This is a genomic window from Mycobacteroides chelonae, from assembly GCF_016767715.1.
Taxonomy (GTDB): domain Bacteria; phylum Actinomycetota; class Actinomycetes; order Mycobacteriales; family Mycobacteriaceae; genus Mycobacterium; species Mycobacterium gwanakae.
The window spans coordinates 2,061,367-2,078,266 of sequence record NZ_CP050145.1 but is presented as its reverse complement, the minus strand read 5'-3'; the positions used below and the strand labels follow the sequence as shown (position 1 = coordinate 2,078,266).

Annotated in this window: 13 protein-coding genes; 6 read left to right on the top strand and 7 right to left on the bottom strand. The window is 62.3% G+C overall.

Annotated features, from left to right (window positions below; translation table 11 throughout):
- Positions 1 to 91 precede the first annotated feature (91 nt).
- The 6 genes from HBA99_RS10335 to HBA99_RS10310 form a co-directional block, all read right to left on the bottom strand.
- Complete coding sequence (locus HBA99_RS10335; protein WP_017205328.1) at positions 92 to 1,591, bottom strand: flavin-containing monooxygenase; 1,500 nt, start codon at positions 1,589 to 1,591, stop codon at positions 92 to 94.
- Between the two features lie 76 nt (positions 1,592 to 1,667).
- A complete protein-coding gene (locus HBA99_RS10330; RefSeq protein WP_011560578.1) occupies positions 1,668 to 2,624 on the bottom strand; it encodes an alpha/beta hydrolase in 957 nt (318 codons plus the stop codon).
- Between the two features lie 5 nt (positions 2,625 to 2,629).
- Positions 2,630 to 4,147: a flavin-containing monooxygenase gene (locus tag HBA99_RS10325; protein ID WP_011560579.1), complete on the bottom strand. Its 1,518-nt coding sequence runs from the start codon at positions 4,145 to 4,147 to the stop codon at positions 2,630 to 2,632.
- A gap of 44 nt (positions 4,148 to 4,191) precedes the next feature.
- Positions 4,192 to 5,685 (bottom strand): flavin-containing monooxygenase, encoded by a 1,494-nt coding sequence (locus HBA99_RS10320; RefSeq protein WP_011560580.1) that lies wholly within the window; start codon positions 5,683 to 5,685, stop codon positions 4,192 to 4,194.
- Positions 5,682 to 6,605, bottom strand: a complete 924-nt coding sequence (locus tag HBA99_RS10315; RefSeq protein ID WP_005086594.1) for a hypothetical protein — start codon at positions 6,603 to 6,605, stop codon at positions 5,682 to 5,684. Before HBA99_RS10315 ends, HBA99_RS10320 begins: the two co-directional genes overlap by 4 nt.
- Before the next feature lie 13 nt (positions 6,606 to 6,618).
- Positions 6,619 to 7,473, bottom strand: coding sequence for an SDR family NAD(P)-dependent oxidoreductase (locus HBA99_RS10310; RefSeq protein ID WP_011560581.1), 855 nt, complete (start codon positions 7,471 to 7,473; stop codon positions 6,619 to 6,621).
- A 128-nt stretch (positions 7,474 to 7,601) separates the two neighbouring features.
- Between HBA99_RS10310 and HBA99_RS10305 the strand changes: the two genes are divergently transcribed.
- The gene (locus HBA99_RS10305; protein WP_005086596.1) at positions 7,602 to 8,234 is read left to right on the top strand and encodes a TetR/AcrR family transcriptional regulator; all 633 of its coding nucleotides are present in this window, start codon (positions 7,602 to 7,604) and stop codon (positions 8,232 to 8,234) included.
- 181 nt (positions 8,235 to 8,415) lie between these two features.
- Here the strand turns inward: HBA99_RS10305 and HBA99_RS10300 are convergent, their stop codons facing one another.
- The gene (locus HBA99_RS10300) at positions 8,416 to 9,285 is read right to left on the bottom strand and encodes a metal-dependent hydrolase (RefSeq protein ID WP_011560583.1); all 870 of its coding nucleotides are present in this window, start codon (positions 9,283 to 9,285) and stop codon (positions 8,416 to 8,418) included.
- 69 nt (positions 9,286 to 9,354) lie between these two features.
- Between HBA99_RS10300 and HBA99_RS10295 the strand changes: the two genes are divergently transcribed.
- From HBA99_RS10295 to HBA99_RS10275, 5 genes are all read left to right on the top strand, one after another.
- Positions 9,355 to 10,029, top strand: coding sequence for a TetR/AcrR family transcriptional regulator (locus HBA99_RS10295; RefSeq protein WP_011560584.1), 675 nt, complete (start codon positions 9,355 to 9,357; stop codon positions 10,027 to 10,029).
- Positions 10,030 to 10,372: 343 nt separating this feature from the next.
- On the top strand, positions 10,373 to 11,974 hold the full coding sequence (locus HBA99_RS10290; protein WP_011560585.1) for an acyl-CoA carboxylase subunit beta: 1,602 nt from the start codon (positions 10,373 to 10,375) through the stop codon (positions 11,972 to 11,974).
- Positions 11,975 to 11,979: 5 nt separating this feature from the next.
- Positions 11,980 to 14,013: an ATP-binding protein gene (locus HBA99_RS10285; RefSeq protein WP_005116476.1), complete on the top strand. Its 2,034-nt coding sequence runs from the start codon at positions 11,980 to 11,982 to the stop codon at positions 14,011 to 14,013.
- 54 nt (positions 14,014 to 14,067) lie between these two features.
- Positions 14,068 to 15,222, top strand: a complete 1,155-nt coding sequence (locus tag HBA99_RS10280; protein ID WP_011560586.1) for an acyl-CoA dehydrogenase family protein — start codon at positions 14,068 to 14,070, stop codon at positions 15,220 to 15,222.
- Between the two features lie 26 nt (positions 15,223 to 15,248).
- Positions 15,249 to 16,802 carry an acyl-CoA synthetase gene (locus HBA99_RS10275; RefSeq protein WP_011560587.1) on the top strand — a complete coding sequence of 518 codons (1,554 nt, stop codon included), beginning with the start codon at positions 15,249 to 15,251 and terminating at the stop codon, positions 16,800 to 16,802.
- Positions 16,803 to 16,900 lie beyond the last annotated feature (98 nt).

Here is a 16,900-nt window from a genome sequence, read left to right as displayed (position 1 = left end):
TGCCATTGATGTCAATATCTAGACATTATTGGCCTAGCGGTTAAGTGCGCGTCTCGTGCCCTTAGTCGGCCAGGCTCGGTTCTGCAGGGTCTCAGACCTTTAGACGCCCGACGTTTCTCAAGACGTAATCGCCGCTGTGCGGCTTCCGGGTAAGGAGTCGATAAACCAAGGTAGGCCCCGGCCAGTTCGTCGGGATTTCCCCGCTCGAGGTTCGATACCAGCTCGCACACAGCGCCCACACCGACCTCCGTAGTCGCCTTCTCAAGCGCGTGTTGTAGCGTTGCGCGCTCTCCGTCCTGACATCGATCGCATGACCCGGATGAGCAGCCACGGCTTTGATGAGCGTTGCGATGTGACGGACTTGTGACTCGATCATGTAGAGGATCGACCCCGAGCCCACATTCGTGTTGGGACCATAAAGCAGGAACAGGTTCGGGAACATGGGGACAGTGATGCCCAGATATGCGTACGCCTGGGTCTTCCACACCTCGGCCAAGGAGACTCCGCGAGAGCCGCGCACGGACATCGGGGCGAGAAAATCGGTGGCGCGAAACCCGGTTCCGTAGATCACGACATCTGCAGGACGAAACTCTCCATCCACGGTCTTGACACCGTTGTCGCAGAGCTCTGCGATAGCCTTCGGCACCAACGACACGCGATCACTCGCGATTGCTGGATAGTAATCATTCGAGAACAGCACTCGCTTGCACCCTGGCGCGTCCGAAGGCATCAATTGCTCGCGCAAAGATGGGCTAGCAACCTGCCGATGTAGGTGGCGGCGCGCGATCGCACCGAGGACGCGTGAGAGGGGCTTCGCGTCGACTAGCGTCACAGCGAGCAACTCGAAAATTAGCCATACCGCGAAACGCTCGAGGCGCAGCGCCATCGGCAATAACTCGCTCACCCTGTCGTGAAGGACTCCATACCTGCTGTCCCACTTCGGCAAGATCCACGGAGCCGTGCGCTGATATAGCGTGACATGCTCCGCCTCCTGGGCGATGTGTGGCACGAATTGGATGGCACTAGCTCCTGTGCCGATGACGGCTACTTGCTTGCCGCGAAGCGAAACCGATCGGTCCCAACGCGCCGAATGAAAGCGCGGCCCCTGGAAGGTGTCTGCGTCGGCAATAACGGGTACGTGGGGCAAGGAGAGCTGACCCACGGCCGAGACGACGACATCGCAGGTTATTGTCTCGTTCGAGTTCGTAACCAGGGTCCAACGCCCTAGCTGGTCATCGAAGGTCATTGCGACAACTTCGGTCTGGGTACGCAGATGCGCGGCCAGTCCGCCACTCTCCACGAGTTGTTGGAGGTACTTGAGTATCTCGGGTTGCTCGGCATATCGCCGTGACCAACGAGGATTGGGCTTGTACGAGAGTGAGTACAACGCTGACGGCACGTCGCAGGCCGCTCCCGGATAGGTGTTGTCACGCCAAACACCCCCGATGTCTGCAGCCTTTTCCAGGATCGTGAAGTTCGTGAACCCGTCCTTCTTCAGCCGGTGGGCCATCGCAACCCCGGCGAAGCCGGCCCCGATGATCACGATCGACGGATCGTATGCGCGACAGGCCGTCGCGAAGTTGCTGCTCATGAGGCAGAGACGACTGACTTCACGCTGCGGCGGTCGAGGTGGTGTAGGTGTAGGAGCATTGCCTGTTCGGACACTTTCACCTGACTTCCGAGGCTTCAAGGAAGCGTCCCGCTCGATGAATCGCGTCTCGGGCTTCGGGAAGAATCCGGAACATAGCCTGGAATACATGGATCTGTCCCCGGTATACCTGGATCTCGACGTGGGATCCAGCTGATTGAAGTCGCTCGGCGAGACGGCGCGAGTCATCGATCAACATTTCTCTCCCGCCCACCTGAATGAGGATCGGCGGCATCGAGGTGAGGTCCGCGTCAAGCACGCTGAGGCGCGGATCTCCGCGATCTGCGCCACCTACGTAGAGGTCAAGAGCGCGCGCCGCTGATTGAGCGGAGGCAAAAGGATCCCGGCGGCGAATTTCACGCGCTCTGGCAAGTTCGCACCTGAGATCCAGGACGGGAGACATCAGCAGCATCGCATCAGGGAGCGGCAATCCAACTGCACGTGCGCCCAAGGCCGTGGCCATCGTGAGCTGACCGCCCGCTGAATCGCCGGCAACCGCGACGGTGCGCTGACAAGAACCCGGGGACCCTCCGCTGGTAAGCCAGCGATACGCATTCAGCGCATCGTCCGCGGCTGCGGGATAGGGATACCGCGGGGCAAGACGATACTTCACTGCGAAGATGGGGCGCCCGCTCGCCGAGGCGAGTTCACCAAGAAGACCGCGGTGCGTCTCCGGCGAGCACATAGAATAGGCGCCGCCGTGGATGTACAGCAAAGGGTTGGCATGCGGATTAATGGCAGGCGTGGTGATCCAGTCCCCACGAACCGGGCCTCCGGCGAATACAGTGTCAACCTTGCGCACTGTGACGCCGCGCCGAGGCCGTGAGGCTACGAGCGCTGTTCGAAGCACGCGATCCATCACCGCAAGTCCGTAGGCGTTTGATGGCATCAGCTGCGCCAGTGGCCGCAGCGTGGTTCGCGAGGACATCGCGACGAGATGACTGGCAAGACTGGGCTGCCAGTCAGGGGCATCCATTCTGGTCACCGGGGACACACCTCTTCGGGCCGATTCTCGAATCGGTAGTCCGAGAGGCGAAAGGTGCGGCTCCGCCAATAGGTCTCCAGAGTCGTTGATGGACGGAGTGGAACGTCACCGTGCCTGTCGAAGTAGTAGCTGTTGGCATTGGAACAGCTCGGCTGCCAGAAAACCTGTCTGTGACGCCGCCTTAGCACTTCGGCGAAATAACGGTCGTTCGCCTCCTTCTTGACCTCCACGCAGTTAGCACCCAGCGCCCGCGCGCGACGAAGACACCGGACGATGTGCCGACTCTGCGCCTCGATGAGCGTGAAGTACGAGGAACCGTTGTAGCCGTACGGGCCGAAGATGTTGAAATGATTCGGAAATCCCGGGACGCTCACCCCTTCGAAGGCCTGCAGTCGATGCTCGTCCCACCATGTAGCCTGCTCCAGCCCGCCGCGTCCCTTCAATACGTAAGTTGGCATGTTGCCCGACTCCATCACTTTGAAGCCGGTGGCCAGGATCAAGACGTCAATGGGATGAGCTTTGCCGTCTCGAGTATGGACGGATGCATGGTCGATATGGGTTATGCCGCTCGTCTCGAGCGAAACGTTGGACCGGTTGTACGTTGCGAGATAGGAATTGTGGAAGCTGGGTCGTTTACAGCCCAACGAGTAGCGCGGAATGAGTTGTTCTCTCGTCGTCGGGTCATGGACCTCACGCCGCATGTACCGCTTTGCGGCGCTCTCCATGACATCGGCGAACGGTATCACCGTATGAAAGTGAGCGGCGATTGGGAAAGTGATTTCCACGAACGCCTGGCTGGCGGTCCGGGTCGCCAATTGTGCCCCCGGCAGGAAATGTAGAAGCCTTCCACCCCACGTCGGTATGGGGAAGTCTGGCTTCGGCAGACAATAAATTGGAGTTCGCTGAAATACCGTCAGACTCTCTGCTTTCTTTGCGACTTCGGGTATCAGTTGCACCGCCGATGCACCGGTACCGATTACTGCAACCCTCTTCCCGCTGAGATCTTTGGCATTGTCCCATCTAGCCGTGTGGAGCGTAACGCCGGCGAAATCTCGCACCCCCTTGATTTCAGGCCACTTTGGCCGACTGAGAACGCCGGAGCAATTTATCACGAAGCGTGCCGTGAACTCCTCACCATTGGCACTGGTCAAATGCCACCGTGTTGCGTTCTCGTCGAAACAAGCCTCGGTAATGGTTGTGTTGAAACGAATATGGTCCCAGAGCCGATACTTTTCAACACATCGCTCGGCATAGGCTTTGAGCTCATTGCCGTGGGCGTACGTGCGCGACCAAGAGGGCCGCATTTCGTATGAGAATTGATAACTGAACGACGGTATATCGACAGCGATACCCGGGTAGGTGTTCCAGTGCCACGTACCACCTACGCCATCGGCGTCATCAACCATCAAGAAGTCGGTAAATCCCGCCTTCATCAAGCTAATGCCAGACCCGATGCCGGAAAATCCAGCTCCTATGATAATTATCTCGTAATTACGGTCGGACTTGCGATCCATTCCTGTATTTCACCGTTCTGACGGTCAGCCCTGCAAACTTGTATTCAGAGTGATTGCGTCAGCTCGACGTGTGTATCGTCGCGCCGGGTTATCACGTAATCATGAGGATCCAAGCGGGATAGTTCTCTCATAAACTGGGTCGCGAAACCTGGGTACATCGTGCCGTTGTAGCCGTCCTCGGTCAAATACCAACTGCTGCACCCCGAATTCCAAGTCGTTCGTCGAAGGCGGCGCTGAATTTCGGAGTGATAGCGGTCCTGACGATCCTCCCTCACATCCAAAGTGCCGATGTCATTTTGCTGAAGGAGCTTGATCGCCTTGACTATATAGTCAATTGCAGCCTCCATATATACGAGCGCCGAGTTGTGGCCTGGCCCGGAATTCGGTCCGAAAGTGAAGAATAAGTTCGGATACCCGGCCACGCTCACGCTCTTGAAGGCAAATGTCCCCTGAGACCATTCATCGCCGAGCTTCCGACCGCCGAGGCCGCTAATCGGGAACGGGGTGCCACGTTTGGCCACATCGAAGCCAGTGGCAAATACGATACAGTCCACTTCGTGCTCGACACCGTCGGCGGTCCGAACACCGTTGGGTGACAATGTGGCGATCGGCCAGCTGATCAGCTTGCAGTTATCCGCCTGTAGCGCAGGGTAATAATCACTGGTCATGAGCATGCGCTTGCATCCAGGCCTGAAATGGGGCGTCAACTGACGTCTCAACCAGGAGTCTTTCACCTGCCGACGGAGATGAGCCTTGGCCGCCAGCTGTATCGCGGACGTCGCGGCGGTGTTCCAGACCATACCCACTGCCATCACTTCGTGGGCCCAAAACCACGCGTCGCGGAGCGCTTGTTCGCTCACCGGCAGGTGTGTGAAGGTCGAACGCGCCCAGGCCGGATGCCTGAAGTTCACCCTGGGCAACACCCAGCCGGGCGTTCTCTGGAAGACTTTGACCGAGGCAGCCGACTTTACGAGCTCGGGAATGATCTGAACCGCGCTCGCGCCTGTCCCGATGACTGCAACCCTCTTACCGCCGAGATCGTAGCCATGGTCCCATCGAGCGCTGTGGATCTTTTTTCCACCGTACGAGTCAATACCCCGAATATCGGGAAAGCTGGCGTTGGCAAGTGGTCCACTGGCCATCACAACTGACCGGGTGTGATACCGCTTTCCATCTGCCGTGTCGGCCATCCAGATGCCGGCACTCTCATCGAATTCCAAGGCAGTCACGTCGGTATCAAACTGGATGAACCGGGCAAGATCGTACTTGTCGACCATATCGTCGATATATTCGAGGATCTCAGCGCTCCCCGAGTAGGTACGAGTCCAGCCCGGATTCGGCTCGAACGAGTAGGAGTAGAGAAGCGAGGGAATATCGCAGGCCGCACCGGGATAAGTATTGTCTCGCCAGGTGCCTCCGACGCGATCTGACCGTTCCAGGATGACGAAGTCATCCGTGCCCTCTTGAAGCAGTCTGATCGCCGCACCGATACCTGCGAACCCGGCGCCGACGATCAACGTCGTCGTGGTGCCTGTCATTTGGCAACCGGTTCGTAGGTCAGTTCGTCCGTCCAGGATGGCGGCCGACCGAAAATCTGAACAGGGAAAACATCGATCGCATTGCCAAGGCGCTGAGACACGAAGTGCAGAGGCTGGGACCGCTTGATGGACGACGACATGTGCGCCTTCAAGATGTGATAGCCGGGCACCCTCCGCGTATGCTCACTGCGATCGCCGACATTGGCATACCGCGTCACTGCGTTGTATAACTTCTCCTCGGACAGACCCATAGCGTTGAGATTCATCAACATGCGCGTCAGGAGCGGGATATACAGCAACGCGCCGGTGAGAATGCGCGGGTCGACAAGAGCACCCGCAGTTTGAATGGCGTGGATTCGCATCGGGCTGGCGCCCAGGTCATTCAAGACCTGGAAGCCAACCGCGAGATGCCTTGATTCGTCGCTGTTGACCTTGTTGAACACCTCCCCGCACACAGGGTCGTCAACCTCATCGAGGAGAAACTTCAGCAGCGCTCCATCGAGCGCAGTCTCCAGTGCCGGAATCGCGGCCCCGATGACGGTCAGGGGCAGGGCTTCCGCATAACGGTCCAGCCATTCGATGACCAGCCGAATATTCTTGTTCGGGACCGGTTTCTCGCCTTCCTCGAGCATGCCCCAGCGACGCATCAAGGCAAGTTCGGCATTGGCGTGACGCTGCTCCTCGGCGTGAAAGTAACGGTAAATGTCTCCGAGCGCTTCGAATGGCGCCTTTGGAGCCATCGCGGCGAAGGCACGTGCTCCAACATGCTCAATCCACACCACGTCGGACATGAATTGCTTGAGTTTGGGACGCTGTTCATCGGTGATCAGTTCCGCGCCAGGGGCGTTCCAATCGATATCGGCAAGAGCCCATTGCTTGTTTTTGATTGTCTCGAGCATGTCACTGTATGCGAAAGCCATTTTCCCTGCTCCTCTACTCGGCTGAATCGTTCCATGAGGCCATGCGCTCCACGAGGCCCAGCGTGCGAGTAAAGGGGCCGGGTAGGGCTCTCTTGAGTTGCCACAAGACTTTGGCATCGAGTTGGGGTACTACATAAATTTGTCCGCGATCGTGCGCGTTCAACGTCGTTCGAGCAACGTGCTGTGGCGAAATGCCGGTCCATTTCATCAGGTTGGCCGCGAGTCTTGCAGCCGCCTCGTCGATTTGAGGATTGTTGACGATGTTCGTCTTCACGAAGGTGGGGCAAAGCACTGTGACGTTGATGTCAGTACCGCTCAGTTCGGCCGCCAATGTCTCCGACAGAGCGAGCACCCCGGCCTTGCTCACGTTGTAAGCCGCCATCCGAGGGGCCGAGCCAAAGCTCGCTGCCGACGCCACATTGATGACTCCGCCATGCCCATTGCTGCGGAGCCGAGGCACAAAAGTCTCGCAGCCGTAGATAACGCCCCAGAGGTTGACAGAAATCGCCGCGTTCCAGTCCTCGATCGACGTCGCGCCGATGCGGTTGCCGCCCGCACCGATTCCGGCGTTGTTGATGACGAGGCTCGCAGCCTTCTCGAACCAGTCTTCGCTCACATCAGCGAGGTTGCGGACCTGCTCAAGATCGGTGACATCGCATTCGATGTCGAAGCCCTCGCCGCCAGCCTGCCTCACCAACTCTGCCGACTCTTTTGCAGTGACGGGATCTTTGTCGGCGCACACCACGCGTCCACCTCGGCGCGCAAGCTCCACGGCGAATGCGCGGCCGATACCGCTTCCTGCGCCCGTGACGACTGCATCGGCGCGGTGCGTTCTGCCTGGTGCGCCGCCGAAGGGCAGCAATCTCATCCGTCTGCCTTTCGGGTCGCGACATGGACGTCTGCTGTGGGGAAACTCTCATCTGGGGGCACCAGCCACCATTGGTGTCGCATGCCACCAGTTTGGTGGTGGAACGAGCACCTTGTCAAGATGGAGAGGTGCGGTCGAGAAACAAGCGCTGGGGTGGTCGGACCGGGGCCGAGCGTCGTGCCGAGCGACGGCAGCAATTGATCGAGGCCGCAACCGAGATTTGGAGTGAGAGCGGTTGGGCCGCGGTCACTATGCGCGGCGTATGCGCCCGCACAGGGCTGAACGATCGATACTTCTACGAGGGCTTCAAGACGCGCGATGAGCTGCTCGTTGCTGCGTGGGATGGCGTCCGCAATGACATGCTCGGCGAGGTCGCCGCGCTCTTCAACGAGCGTGCGAATCGGCCGCCGATCGAAACCATCACCGCGGCGATCACCATCGTGGTCGACCGGATCGCACGCGATCCCGGCCGGGCACGCATCCTCCTCGCTCAGCATGTCGGTAGCTCACCGCTACAAGACCGCCGCGCCGTGGCGCTACAGGAAGCAACGCAGTTGGTCGTTGAGGCAAGCCGGCCACACCTCCGACAAGATGCCGACGAGATAGCCCTTCGCATGGACACCCTGATCGCTGTCGGGGGATTCGTCGAAGTCATCACCGCCTGGCACTCCGGTTTGCTTGCGGTGACCGAGAAAGAAGTGGTCGCGCACACCAGCAGACTTGCTGAAACCCTGGCTCAACGCTATGTCATCAGCGACTGATCGAGGCTCACAACAGGCCAGCCAGCCCCGTGGCGATCGCTGCGAACCGCATTTGCGGGTCCGACCGCCACCTTCACCGGCCACCGAGCACCGAATCCGTGAGTCACCGACGCGTCGCACCCTGTTCGGAAGGAGCGACGCAGGAACGGTGCTCCTGCGTCGCCGCACTTCCGCATCTTTGCTATCCCGACGAAGCGATAACTCGCTGTGAACCGTCTTGGTCGAACAGTTCTTTGCTCCAATGCTCCAGGACCGCGGCGCTGTCCCAATCATCAGGATGGAAACCCGGGCGATTGTAGGAACGGAAACGCCGCAGCGCATCGGCGGTGAACATCGGGGTGCGACTAAAGCGGTACAGACTGCGCACCAGGGTGACCGGGTTATATGAGGCTCTATCAGCGGCCATAGACAAGGCAGTCTGCAGAATGAGCTCGCCGAACAGAATTACTGAAGCGATCCGCATGCCCCGTACACGGGTGCGCTCGGTTGCTCCCACCAGCCGATAGACATCAAAGGCAACCGCTTTGTGCTCCGACTCCTCGAAGGCATGCCACAGCAGAATCGGTCGAACCTCTGTCTGGCCGATGAGCTTCTGGGCGTCTTCGCTGGTAAGAATGATTTCTGCCAGCGTAGCGGTGTAGTGCTCCAACGCGGAGGTCATGGACAGCCGCATTTCCGGCGAAAAGCGCCGTTCCAATCGCTTGATCAAGCGTCCGACATGACGGTCGATTCGCGCGGTCGGATAACCCATGACCTGGAGTCGCTCGTTTAGGAGACGATGCTGGTGTCGATGTGTGGCCTCTTGTCCGATGAAACCCTTGACCGCTGTCTCTAGTTGGGGATCGTCGATGGAACTCTGGAAGTTCCTGACCGAGCGGATGAAGAAATCCTCGCCTTCCGGGAACGTCGCAGAAAGCACCGAGATGAAATGGCTCATCACCAGGTCGCCATCGACAAAATGTTGCCGCTTCGTGGAGGTCGGCATCGGAAACCGAACGCGCCTGGGTTTTGGCAGCACCCGGGTCGGGGTCGGGGCTTGATCGTCCGACATTTGAGGTCCTTCCTCGAAGTTTGGATCTGACTTTATGCCTTGTCAGATAAGACTGCCAGACTGTAGGACATGAGTCCAGCACGTGTCTATGGCGGGCTGTCCGCAACTCAACGCGATGCACAGCGTCGCGTGATGTTGATTGATGCCGCGGTCTCAATCATGGGCACCCACGGAGCTACCGCGTGCACCGTGACCGCCGTGTGTGCGAAATCAGGAGTGACGAGCCGGTACTTCTACCAACAGTTTCGCGATCGAGACGCGCTCTTGCGTGCGGTATTTGCCAAGATCTCCACTACCTTCCAAGCGGTGATAACCAGCGCCATTCCGGACGACACGGTTGCTCCTCAAGAACTGGCTTACGCTCCGATCAAGGCCCTGGTTCAGGTGATCGAGAACGATCCCCGCATGGCCCGCATACTGTTTGTCGAGTCGGGCGCAGAACCCCTCCTTCGGCAGCTGCGAAGCGATCTGATGACCGATTTTGCGGAGCTGGTGCTCAGAGAGGCCCGCTTGCACCTCGATATACCCAGCGATGTGCTCCAAGTCGCAGATCTCGCCGCTACCTACGGTGTCGGGGGCCTGTTCGAGATACTCCGTCGCTGGATAGATGGACAACTGAACCTCTCGACTGAAATGCTCATCGAGCACTGTGCGGGTTTTCTCGGCATTCTCGGCCTGTATACCCTCGGACAGGCGCCTGATCAGGCCGCTCCGCCGCTGGCCAAAGCCGAGGAGACCCGATAGATTCTGGCCGACCGGCGTTATGCACTACTCGGTTGGCTGAAGGGCATGGCGCGACACTGACAATCGCTGCGGGTGTTCACCCGAGATCGCGAACCGTAGACTCCACGCGCGCCGGACGAGGAACTCGATACGACCTCGCACGGGCCCTGTGTGCCGTCCCTCCCCAGTCAATTCCTTCGATCGCTCGATCTGCAGCGAACGCACCGCTTCGATCCTCGCCATTCGACGGAACCACGGCGCGGAACAAATCCGACGCCCGCCTGCGCCGTTGTCACCTGATGTTAATTGCGGCTAACATCAGCGCCTAGTAGATCGACGTCGATGCTCGCCCGGAAGGAAAACTTTGGTACAGGTCCTGCCCGATCGGGTCGACGACACCGCGCCCGGCTATCTCAAGAACCGCGAAGGACTGAGCGCGCAACTCGACACCATCGCGGAGCAACTGGCGCTGGTCAACGGCGGCGGCGGCGCGAAATACGTTGCGCGCCACCGTAAGCGGGGCAAGCTGCTTGTCCGCGAGCGCATCGAGCTGATGCTCGACCCCGACACGGCGTTCCTCGAACTATGCCCCTTCGCCGCCTGGGGCAGTAAGTTCCCCGTCGGCGGTAGCGTGGTGGTAGGCATCGGCGTGGTCGAGGGCATCGAGTCGATGATCATCGCCCACGACCCCACCGTCCGCGGCGGCGCATCGAACCCTTATACCTTCCGCAAGGTGTTCCGCGGCATGGCCATCGCGCGGGAGAACCGACTGCCCATCATCAACATCGTCGAATCTGGCGGCGCCGACCTGCCCACACAGGCAGAGATCTTCGTGCCCGGCGGACAGCTGTTCCACGACTTGACCCAGCACAGCGCAGCGGGGCTGCCGACACTGGCCCTGGTCTTCGGCAACTCGACCGCGGGAGGTGCGTACGTCCCGGGCATGTGCGACTACGTCGTGATGGTGCGCAACCGTTCCAAGGTGTTCCTCGGCGGTCCGCCGCTGGTCAAGATGGCCACGGGCGAGGTCTCCGATGACGAGTCGCTCGGCGGCGCCGACATGCACGCCCGCACCTCGGGGCTGGCCGATTACATGGCCGAGGACGAGCAGGATGCGATCCGCATCGGCCGTCGCATCATGGCGCGGCTCAACTGGCGGAAGAACGGCCCCGGACCCACCACGCCGCCGCACCCACCGGTGCACGACCCCGATCAGCTGCTCGGCATCGCGTCGGTCGATCCGAAGGTGCCCTTCGACCCCCGCGACGTCATCGCCCGAGTGGTCGACGGCTCGGCCTTCGACGAGTTCAAACCTCTCTACGGCACGTCACTCGTCACCGGCTGGGCCTCGATCCACGGCTTCCCGGTCGGCATCCTCGCAAACGCACGGGGCATCCTGTTCAGTGAGGAGGCCGAGAAAGGTTCGCAGTTCATCCAACTGGCAAATCAGATCGACACCCCCCTCATCTTCCTGCAGAACACCACCGGTTTCATGGTCGGTGCCGAGTACGAACAGGGCGGCATCATCAAGGACGGCGCCAAGATGATCAACGCCGTATCAAACAGCACGGTCCCCCACGTGACCATCACCATGGGTGCGTCCTACGGTGCCGGGAACTACGGCATGTGCGGGCGATCGTACTCACCGCGTTTCCTATTCGCTTGGCCTAACTCGAAGTCGGCCGTGATGGGTCCGGCGCAACTGGCCGGAGTGCTGTCCATCGTGGCGCGCGAGTCCGCCGCCGACCGCGGGCTGCCCTTCGACGAGCAGGCCGACGCCCAGATGCGCGCCGCCGTCGAGGAACAGATCGAGCGCGAATCCGTCGCACTGGCCAACAGCGGCCGACTTTACGACGACGGGATCATCGATCCCCGCGATACGCGGACCGTTCTCGGGTTCTGCCTGTCGGTGATCCACAACGGCGAGGTCCGTGGCCAGCGTGGCTACGGCGTGTTCCGGATGTGATGGCGATGCCCAAGATCCGCAAGGTCCTGGTCGCCAACCGTGGCGAGATCGCGCGGCGGGTGTTCCGCACTTGCCGCGATCTCGGGATCGCCACCGTCGCGGTCTATTCCGACGCCGACGCCGACGCGTGGCACGTCGCCGACGCCGACGAGGCCGTGCACCTTCCCGGCTCGTCTGCCGCCGAGACCTACCTCGACATCCACCGGATCATCGCCGCTGCCTCGCTCACCGGCGCGGACGCAGTACACCCCGGCTACGGCTTCCTTTCGGAAAACGCCGGGTTCGCGCGCGCCTGTGCCGCCGCCGACCTCGTCTTCATCGGTCCGCCGCCCGGGGCGATCGACGCGATGGGCTCGAAGCTGCAGGCCAAGAAGACGATGTCCGACGCGGGGGTGCCTGTGCTGCCCGGTGGCGACACGACGGGGCTATCGGCCGAGCAGCTGGCGAAGCTGGCCGCCGACGTCGGCTACCCCGTGCTGGTCAAGGCCAGCGCCGGCGGCGGTGGCCGAGGCATGCGCATTGTCGCGTCGCCGGACGAGCTCGACGAAGCGGTCACCTCCGCTTCGCGTGAGGCCGCCGCCGCGTTCGCCGACGGCACCGTCTTCCTCGAGCGTTACGTCCAGCGCCCACGCCACGTCGAGATCCAGATCATGGCCGACACGCACGGAAACGTCGTCTCTCTGTTCGAGCGCGAGTGCTCCGTGCAGCGTCGACACCAGAAGGTGATCGAGGAGGCGCCGTCACCGGTCGTCGACGACGCGTTGCGCGCTCGGATGAGCGAGGCCGCCATCGCCGCCGCGCGCGCCGTCGGCTACGTAGGCGCCGGGACGGTCGAGTTCGTCTACGACGCCGCTCAGGATGGCAAAGCCGACTCCTTCGCCTTCCTAGAGATGAACACCCGGCTGCAGGTCGAGCACCCGGTTACCGAGCTGATCACCGGCCTCGACCTGGTGCGTGCCCAGCTGCTCGTAGCCATGGGCCGCCCGCTGCCTGAGGAGATGCACAACCCGCGAATTCGCGGTCACGCGGTCGAGGCCCGGCTGTGCGCCGAGGATCCGGCCGATGACTACCGGCCCTGTACCGGCACCCTGCGCACCTTGGATGTCCCGGCGCTTGCCGGCGTGCGGGTTGACTCGGGTTTTCGTGCCGGTTCGGTCATCAGTCATTACTACGATTCGCTGCTGGCCAAGGTCATCGCGTGGGCACCAACGCGCGACGAGGCACTTGCCAGCCTCTCGGCGGCGCTGGCCGGCGCCCGTATTCACGGCGTGACCACCAATCGCAACCTGCTTGTTCGCGTCCTGCGCCATGACGAGTTCGCCGGGCGGGGCACCGACACTGGGTTCCTTGACCGACACGACGTCGCCCAACTCGGCGCTGCCCTCCCAGACACGCAGTCCGAGCGCCTGCACGCCGTCGCGGCGACCGTGGCCGGGGTGGCCGCGCGGCGTGCCGTCGCAACTCTGCAGGCCACGTTGCCCGCCGGCTGGCGCAACAACCCTTCGCAGCCGCAGACCACAACCTGGCAGACCCAGGGCGGGCGCGAAGTGCGCGTCGGGTACACGTTAGGTTCGACAGGGACCTGCCTGCAGGTCGACGACGAGCCGTTGGCCGACGTCGAGGTTGTCGAGGGCAGTAGCGAGCGGGTGGTGCTGCGCGTCGACGGGGTGCGCCGCACTTATGATGTCGTCCTCGACGGCGATGTTGCCCACCTCGACTCGGTCGCCGGCTACTCCGCCCTGCGGCTGGCGCCACGCTTCGTCGACCCGAGCACTCTGAACCCGCCCGGGTCGCTCACCGCGCCGATGCCGGGCTCGGTGATCCGACTACCGGTCGCCGAGGGCGAGACGGTGTCAGCCGGTCAAACGCTCGTCGTCCTGGAGGCGATGAAGATGGAGCACACCGTCGCGAGCCCGATCGACGGGGTGCTGAGCGCCCTGCCGGTCCAGGTCGGCCATCAGGTCTCGAGCGGTGACGTCCTCGCCGTGGTCGAGGCGGTGGACGGCGGTGAAGTGGCGTCGGACGCCACGGAGCTCTAATGAAGCCGGCGCGCTCCCGATCGGTGGCGCGTCGATACCGATGTGAGGAGTGTCATGGAATTGCACGAGACAGAGGAACGTCAGGACCTGCGCAAGGCGGTCGCCGAGATCGCCAAGGACTTCGGACACGAGTACTACCTGGAAAAGTCGCTGGCCGGCGGGAAGAGCACCGAGCTGTGGCAGGCCGTGGGCAAACAGGGCTTCCTCGGGGTGAACCTTTCCGAGCAGTACGGCGGCGGCGGCGGCGGCATCTACGACATGCAGATCGTCGGTGAGGAGCTCGCCGCGGCGGGCTGCCCGCTGCTGATGACCGTCGTCTCGCCGACCATCTGCGGCACGATCATCCAGGCATTCGGCAGTGAGGAACTCAAGCAGCAGTGGCTGCCGGGCATCGCCAGCGGCGAGACGATCATGGCATTCGCGATCACCGAGCCGGACGCGGGCTCGAACTCGCACAACATCTCCACGACCGCGAAACGCGACGGCGACGACTGGGTCATCAACGGCACCAAGTACTACATTTCTGGTGTCGACGAAGCCGAAGCGATCCTGGTCGTCACCCGAACGTCTACCAACGACAGTGGTCGCGGACTACTCAGCTTGCTCGTCGTGCCCACCGATGTCCCCGGGCTCACCAAGTCACTCATCCCGGTGCAGGCGGTCACTCCAGAGAAGCAGTTCACTCTATTCTTCGATGACGTCCGCGTGCCGGCCGCCAACCTTATCGGCGCGGAGAACGAGGGCCTGCGCCAGGTCTTCATGGGCCTGAACCCGGAGCGAATCATGGGGGCGGCGCTCGGCAACGGCATCGGTCGCTACGCGCTGGATAAAGCCGCCGATTACGCCCGCAACCGCCACGTGTGGGGAACGCCGATCGGCTCGCACCAAGGCGTATCGCACCCGCTCGCCCACGCCAAGATCCAGGTTGAGCTGGCCCGGTTGATGACTCAGCGTGCCGCCTCCCTGCACGACGCCGGCGATCCGGGGTCGGGTGAGGCGTCGAACATGGCGAAATATGCCGCAGCCGAGGCGGGCATCCTGGCGCTCGACCAGGCGATTCAAACCCACGGCGGCAACGGCATGGCCACCGAGTACGGCCTCGCCACGTTGTGGGGTCCGGCCCGGCTCATGCGCACCGCGCCGATCAGCCGCGAAATGATCCTCAACTTCGTGGCGCAGCACAGCCTGAAACTGCCCGCGTCCTACTGAGTCGCCGCGGAATGAAAGGGAATCGAATGCAACTCGGCATCGGTCAGTGGGTGAGCCGGCGCGCCTTCCTCAACGGCGGGCGCACCGCGTTGATCAGCAACGGCGCGCACATCACCTACGCCGACCTCGATCGGCGCACCAACCAGGTCGCCGCCGCACTCATCGCCCTCGGCGTGCGCAAGGGCGATCGGGTCGCGATGCTGCTGGTCAATTCGACCGAGTTCATCGAGGTGCTGCTGGGCTGCGCCAAAATCGGCGCACTTGCAGTTCCGCTCAACGTGCGCCTTGCCGGACCCGAGATCGGCTACATCCTGGCCGACTCAGGCGCCGATGTTCTGGTCTTCCACGAGCCGTTCGCCGCGCAGGCCAGGAGCGCCGTCACCGAGTCCGGAGTCCGCGTGCGCCATGTCGTGCGCGCCGGTGGGGTGCCGGCGCCGGGCGAGCTCGGCTACGAAGACGTCGTCTCGGGCGCCGCGCCCGAACCGCTCAACGGTGACGTCGACGGCCGCGACCCCGCGTTCATCATGTACACGTCGGGGACGACGGGCCGACCCAAGGGCGCGATCCTCACCCACGACAACCTGCTATGGAACGCGATCAACGTCCTCGGCACCGACATCGGCCTGCGGGGCGAGGACGTCACCGTCGCGGTGGCGCCGATGTTCCACATCGGCGGGCTGGGAGTACACACCCTGCCGCTGTTGTACGTCGGCGGCACCAGCGTGATCATGCCGTCCTTCGAGCCGCGAGCGACGTTACAGGCGATGGCCGACCACCACGTCACGGTCCAGTTCATGGTGCCGGCCATGTGGACCGCACTCACACAGGTGCCCGACTTCGACTCCTTCAACCTGTCTGCGCTGCGTTTCGCCATGGGCGGCGGGTCGCCCGTCCCCCTCACGGTCATCGACTTCATGCGCGAGCGAGGCGTGCCCTTCACCGAGGGCTTCGGCATGACCGAGACCGCTCCCTTGGTGACCGTCCTCGACGCCGAGAACGTCAGCACGCGGGCCGGGTCGATCGGCCGCGTCGCAATGCATGTCGACGCCCGCATCGTCGACGACGACGACCGCGACGTCGCGACCGACACCGTGGGCGAACTGATCGTGCGCGGCCCGAATGTGTTCACCGGCTACTGGATGAAGGCCGAGGCGAGCGCCGAGGCGTTACGCGGGGGCTGGTTCCACACGGGCGACCTCGGGCGCATGGACGCCGAGGGCTTCATCACCCTCGTCGACCGCAAGAAGGACATGATCATCTCCGGCGGCGAGAACGTCTACCCGATCGAGGTCGAGCAGGTTCTCTTCCGCCACCCGGCGGTGTTCGACGCCGCCGTGATCGGCGGTAAGGACGCGAAGTGGGGCGAACGCGTCGTCGCGGTCGTGGTCGCCGACCCGGCGACACAGGCGCCGAGCGCCGAGGAGATCGTAGCGTGGTGCCGGGAGCGGCTGGCACACTTCAAGTGTCCGCGTGACGTGCACTTCGTCGCCGAACTGCCGCGCAATGCCACCGGCAAGCTGCTCAAGACCGAGCTGCGCGCGCAGTTCACGGGCATCGAGGGCGGAGTCGTTTTGCGCTGAGTCGTGCCGCTGCACATCGCGGGTTCGAAGCAGGGCCCCTAAATCATGAACTGAGAAGAGGATGCGACAGCATCGGCGGGGGCTAGCGGTTTCGTTCA

Coding starts and splice junctions, on each gene's coding strand:
- HBA99_RS10335 (WP_017205328.1), bottom strand. CDS start 1,591: ATGAGCAGCAACTTCGCGACGGCCTGTCGCGCATACGATCCGTCGATC.
- HBA99_RS10330 (WP_011560578.1), bottom strand. CDS start 2,624: ATGGATGCCCCTGACTGGCAGCCCAGTCTTGCCAGTCATCTCGTCGCG.
- HBA99_RS10325 (WP_011560579.1), bottom strand. CDS start 4,147: ATGGATCGCAAGTCCGACCGTAATTACGAGATAATTATCATAGGAGCT.
- HBA99_RS10320 (WP_011560580.1), bottom strand. CDS start 5,685: ATGACAGGCACCACGACGACGTTGATCGTCGGCGCCGGGTTCGCAGGT.
- HBA99_RS10315 (WP_005086594.1), bottom strand. CDS start 6,605: ATGGCTTTCGCATACAGTGACATGCTCGAGACAATCAAAAACAAGCAA.
- HBA99_RS10310 (WP_011560581.1), bottom strand. CDS start 7,473: ATGAGATTGCTGCCCTTCGGCGGCGCACCAGGCAGAACGCACCGCGCC.
- HBA99_RS10300 (WP_011560583.1), bottom strand. CDS start 9,285: ATGTCGGACGATCAAGCCCCGACCCCGACCCGGGTGCTGCCAAAACCC.
- HBA99_RS10295 (WP_011560584.1), top strand. CDS start 9,355: ATGAGTCCAGCACGTGTCTATGGCGGGCTGTCCGCAACTCAACGCGAT.
- HBA99_RS10285 (WP_005116476.1), top strand. CDS start 11,980: ATGCCCAAGATCCGCAAGGTCCTGGTCGCCAACCGTGGCGAGATCGCG.
- HBA99_RS10280 (WP_011560586.1), top strand. CDS start 14,068: ATGGAATTGCACGAGACAGAGGAACGTCAGGACCTGCGCAAGGCGGTC.
- HBA99_RS10275 (WP_011560587.1), top strand. CDS start 15,249: ATGCAACTCGGCATCGGTCAGTGGGTGAGCCGGCGCGCCTTCCTCAAC.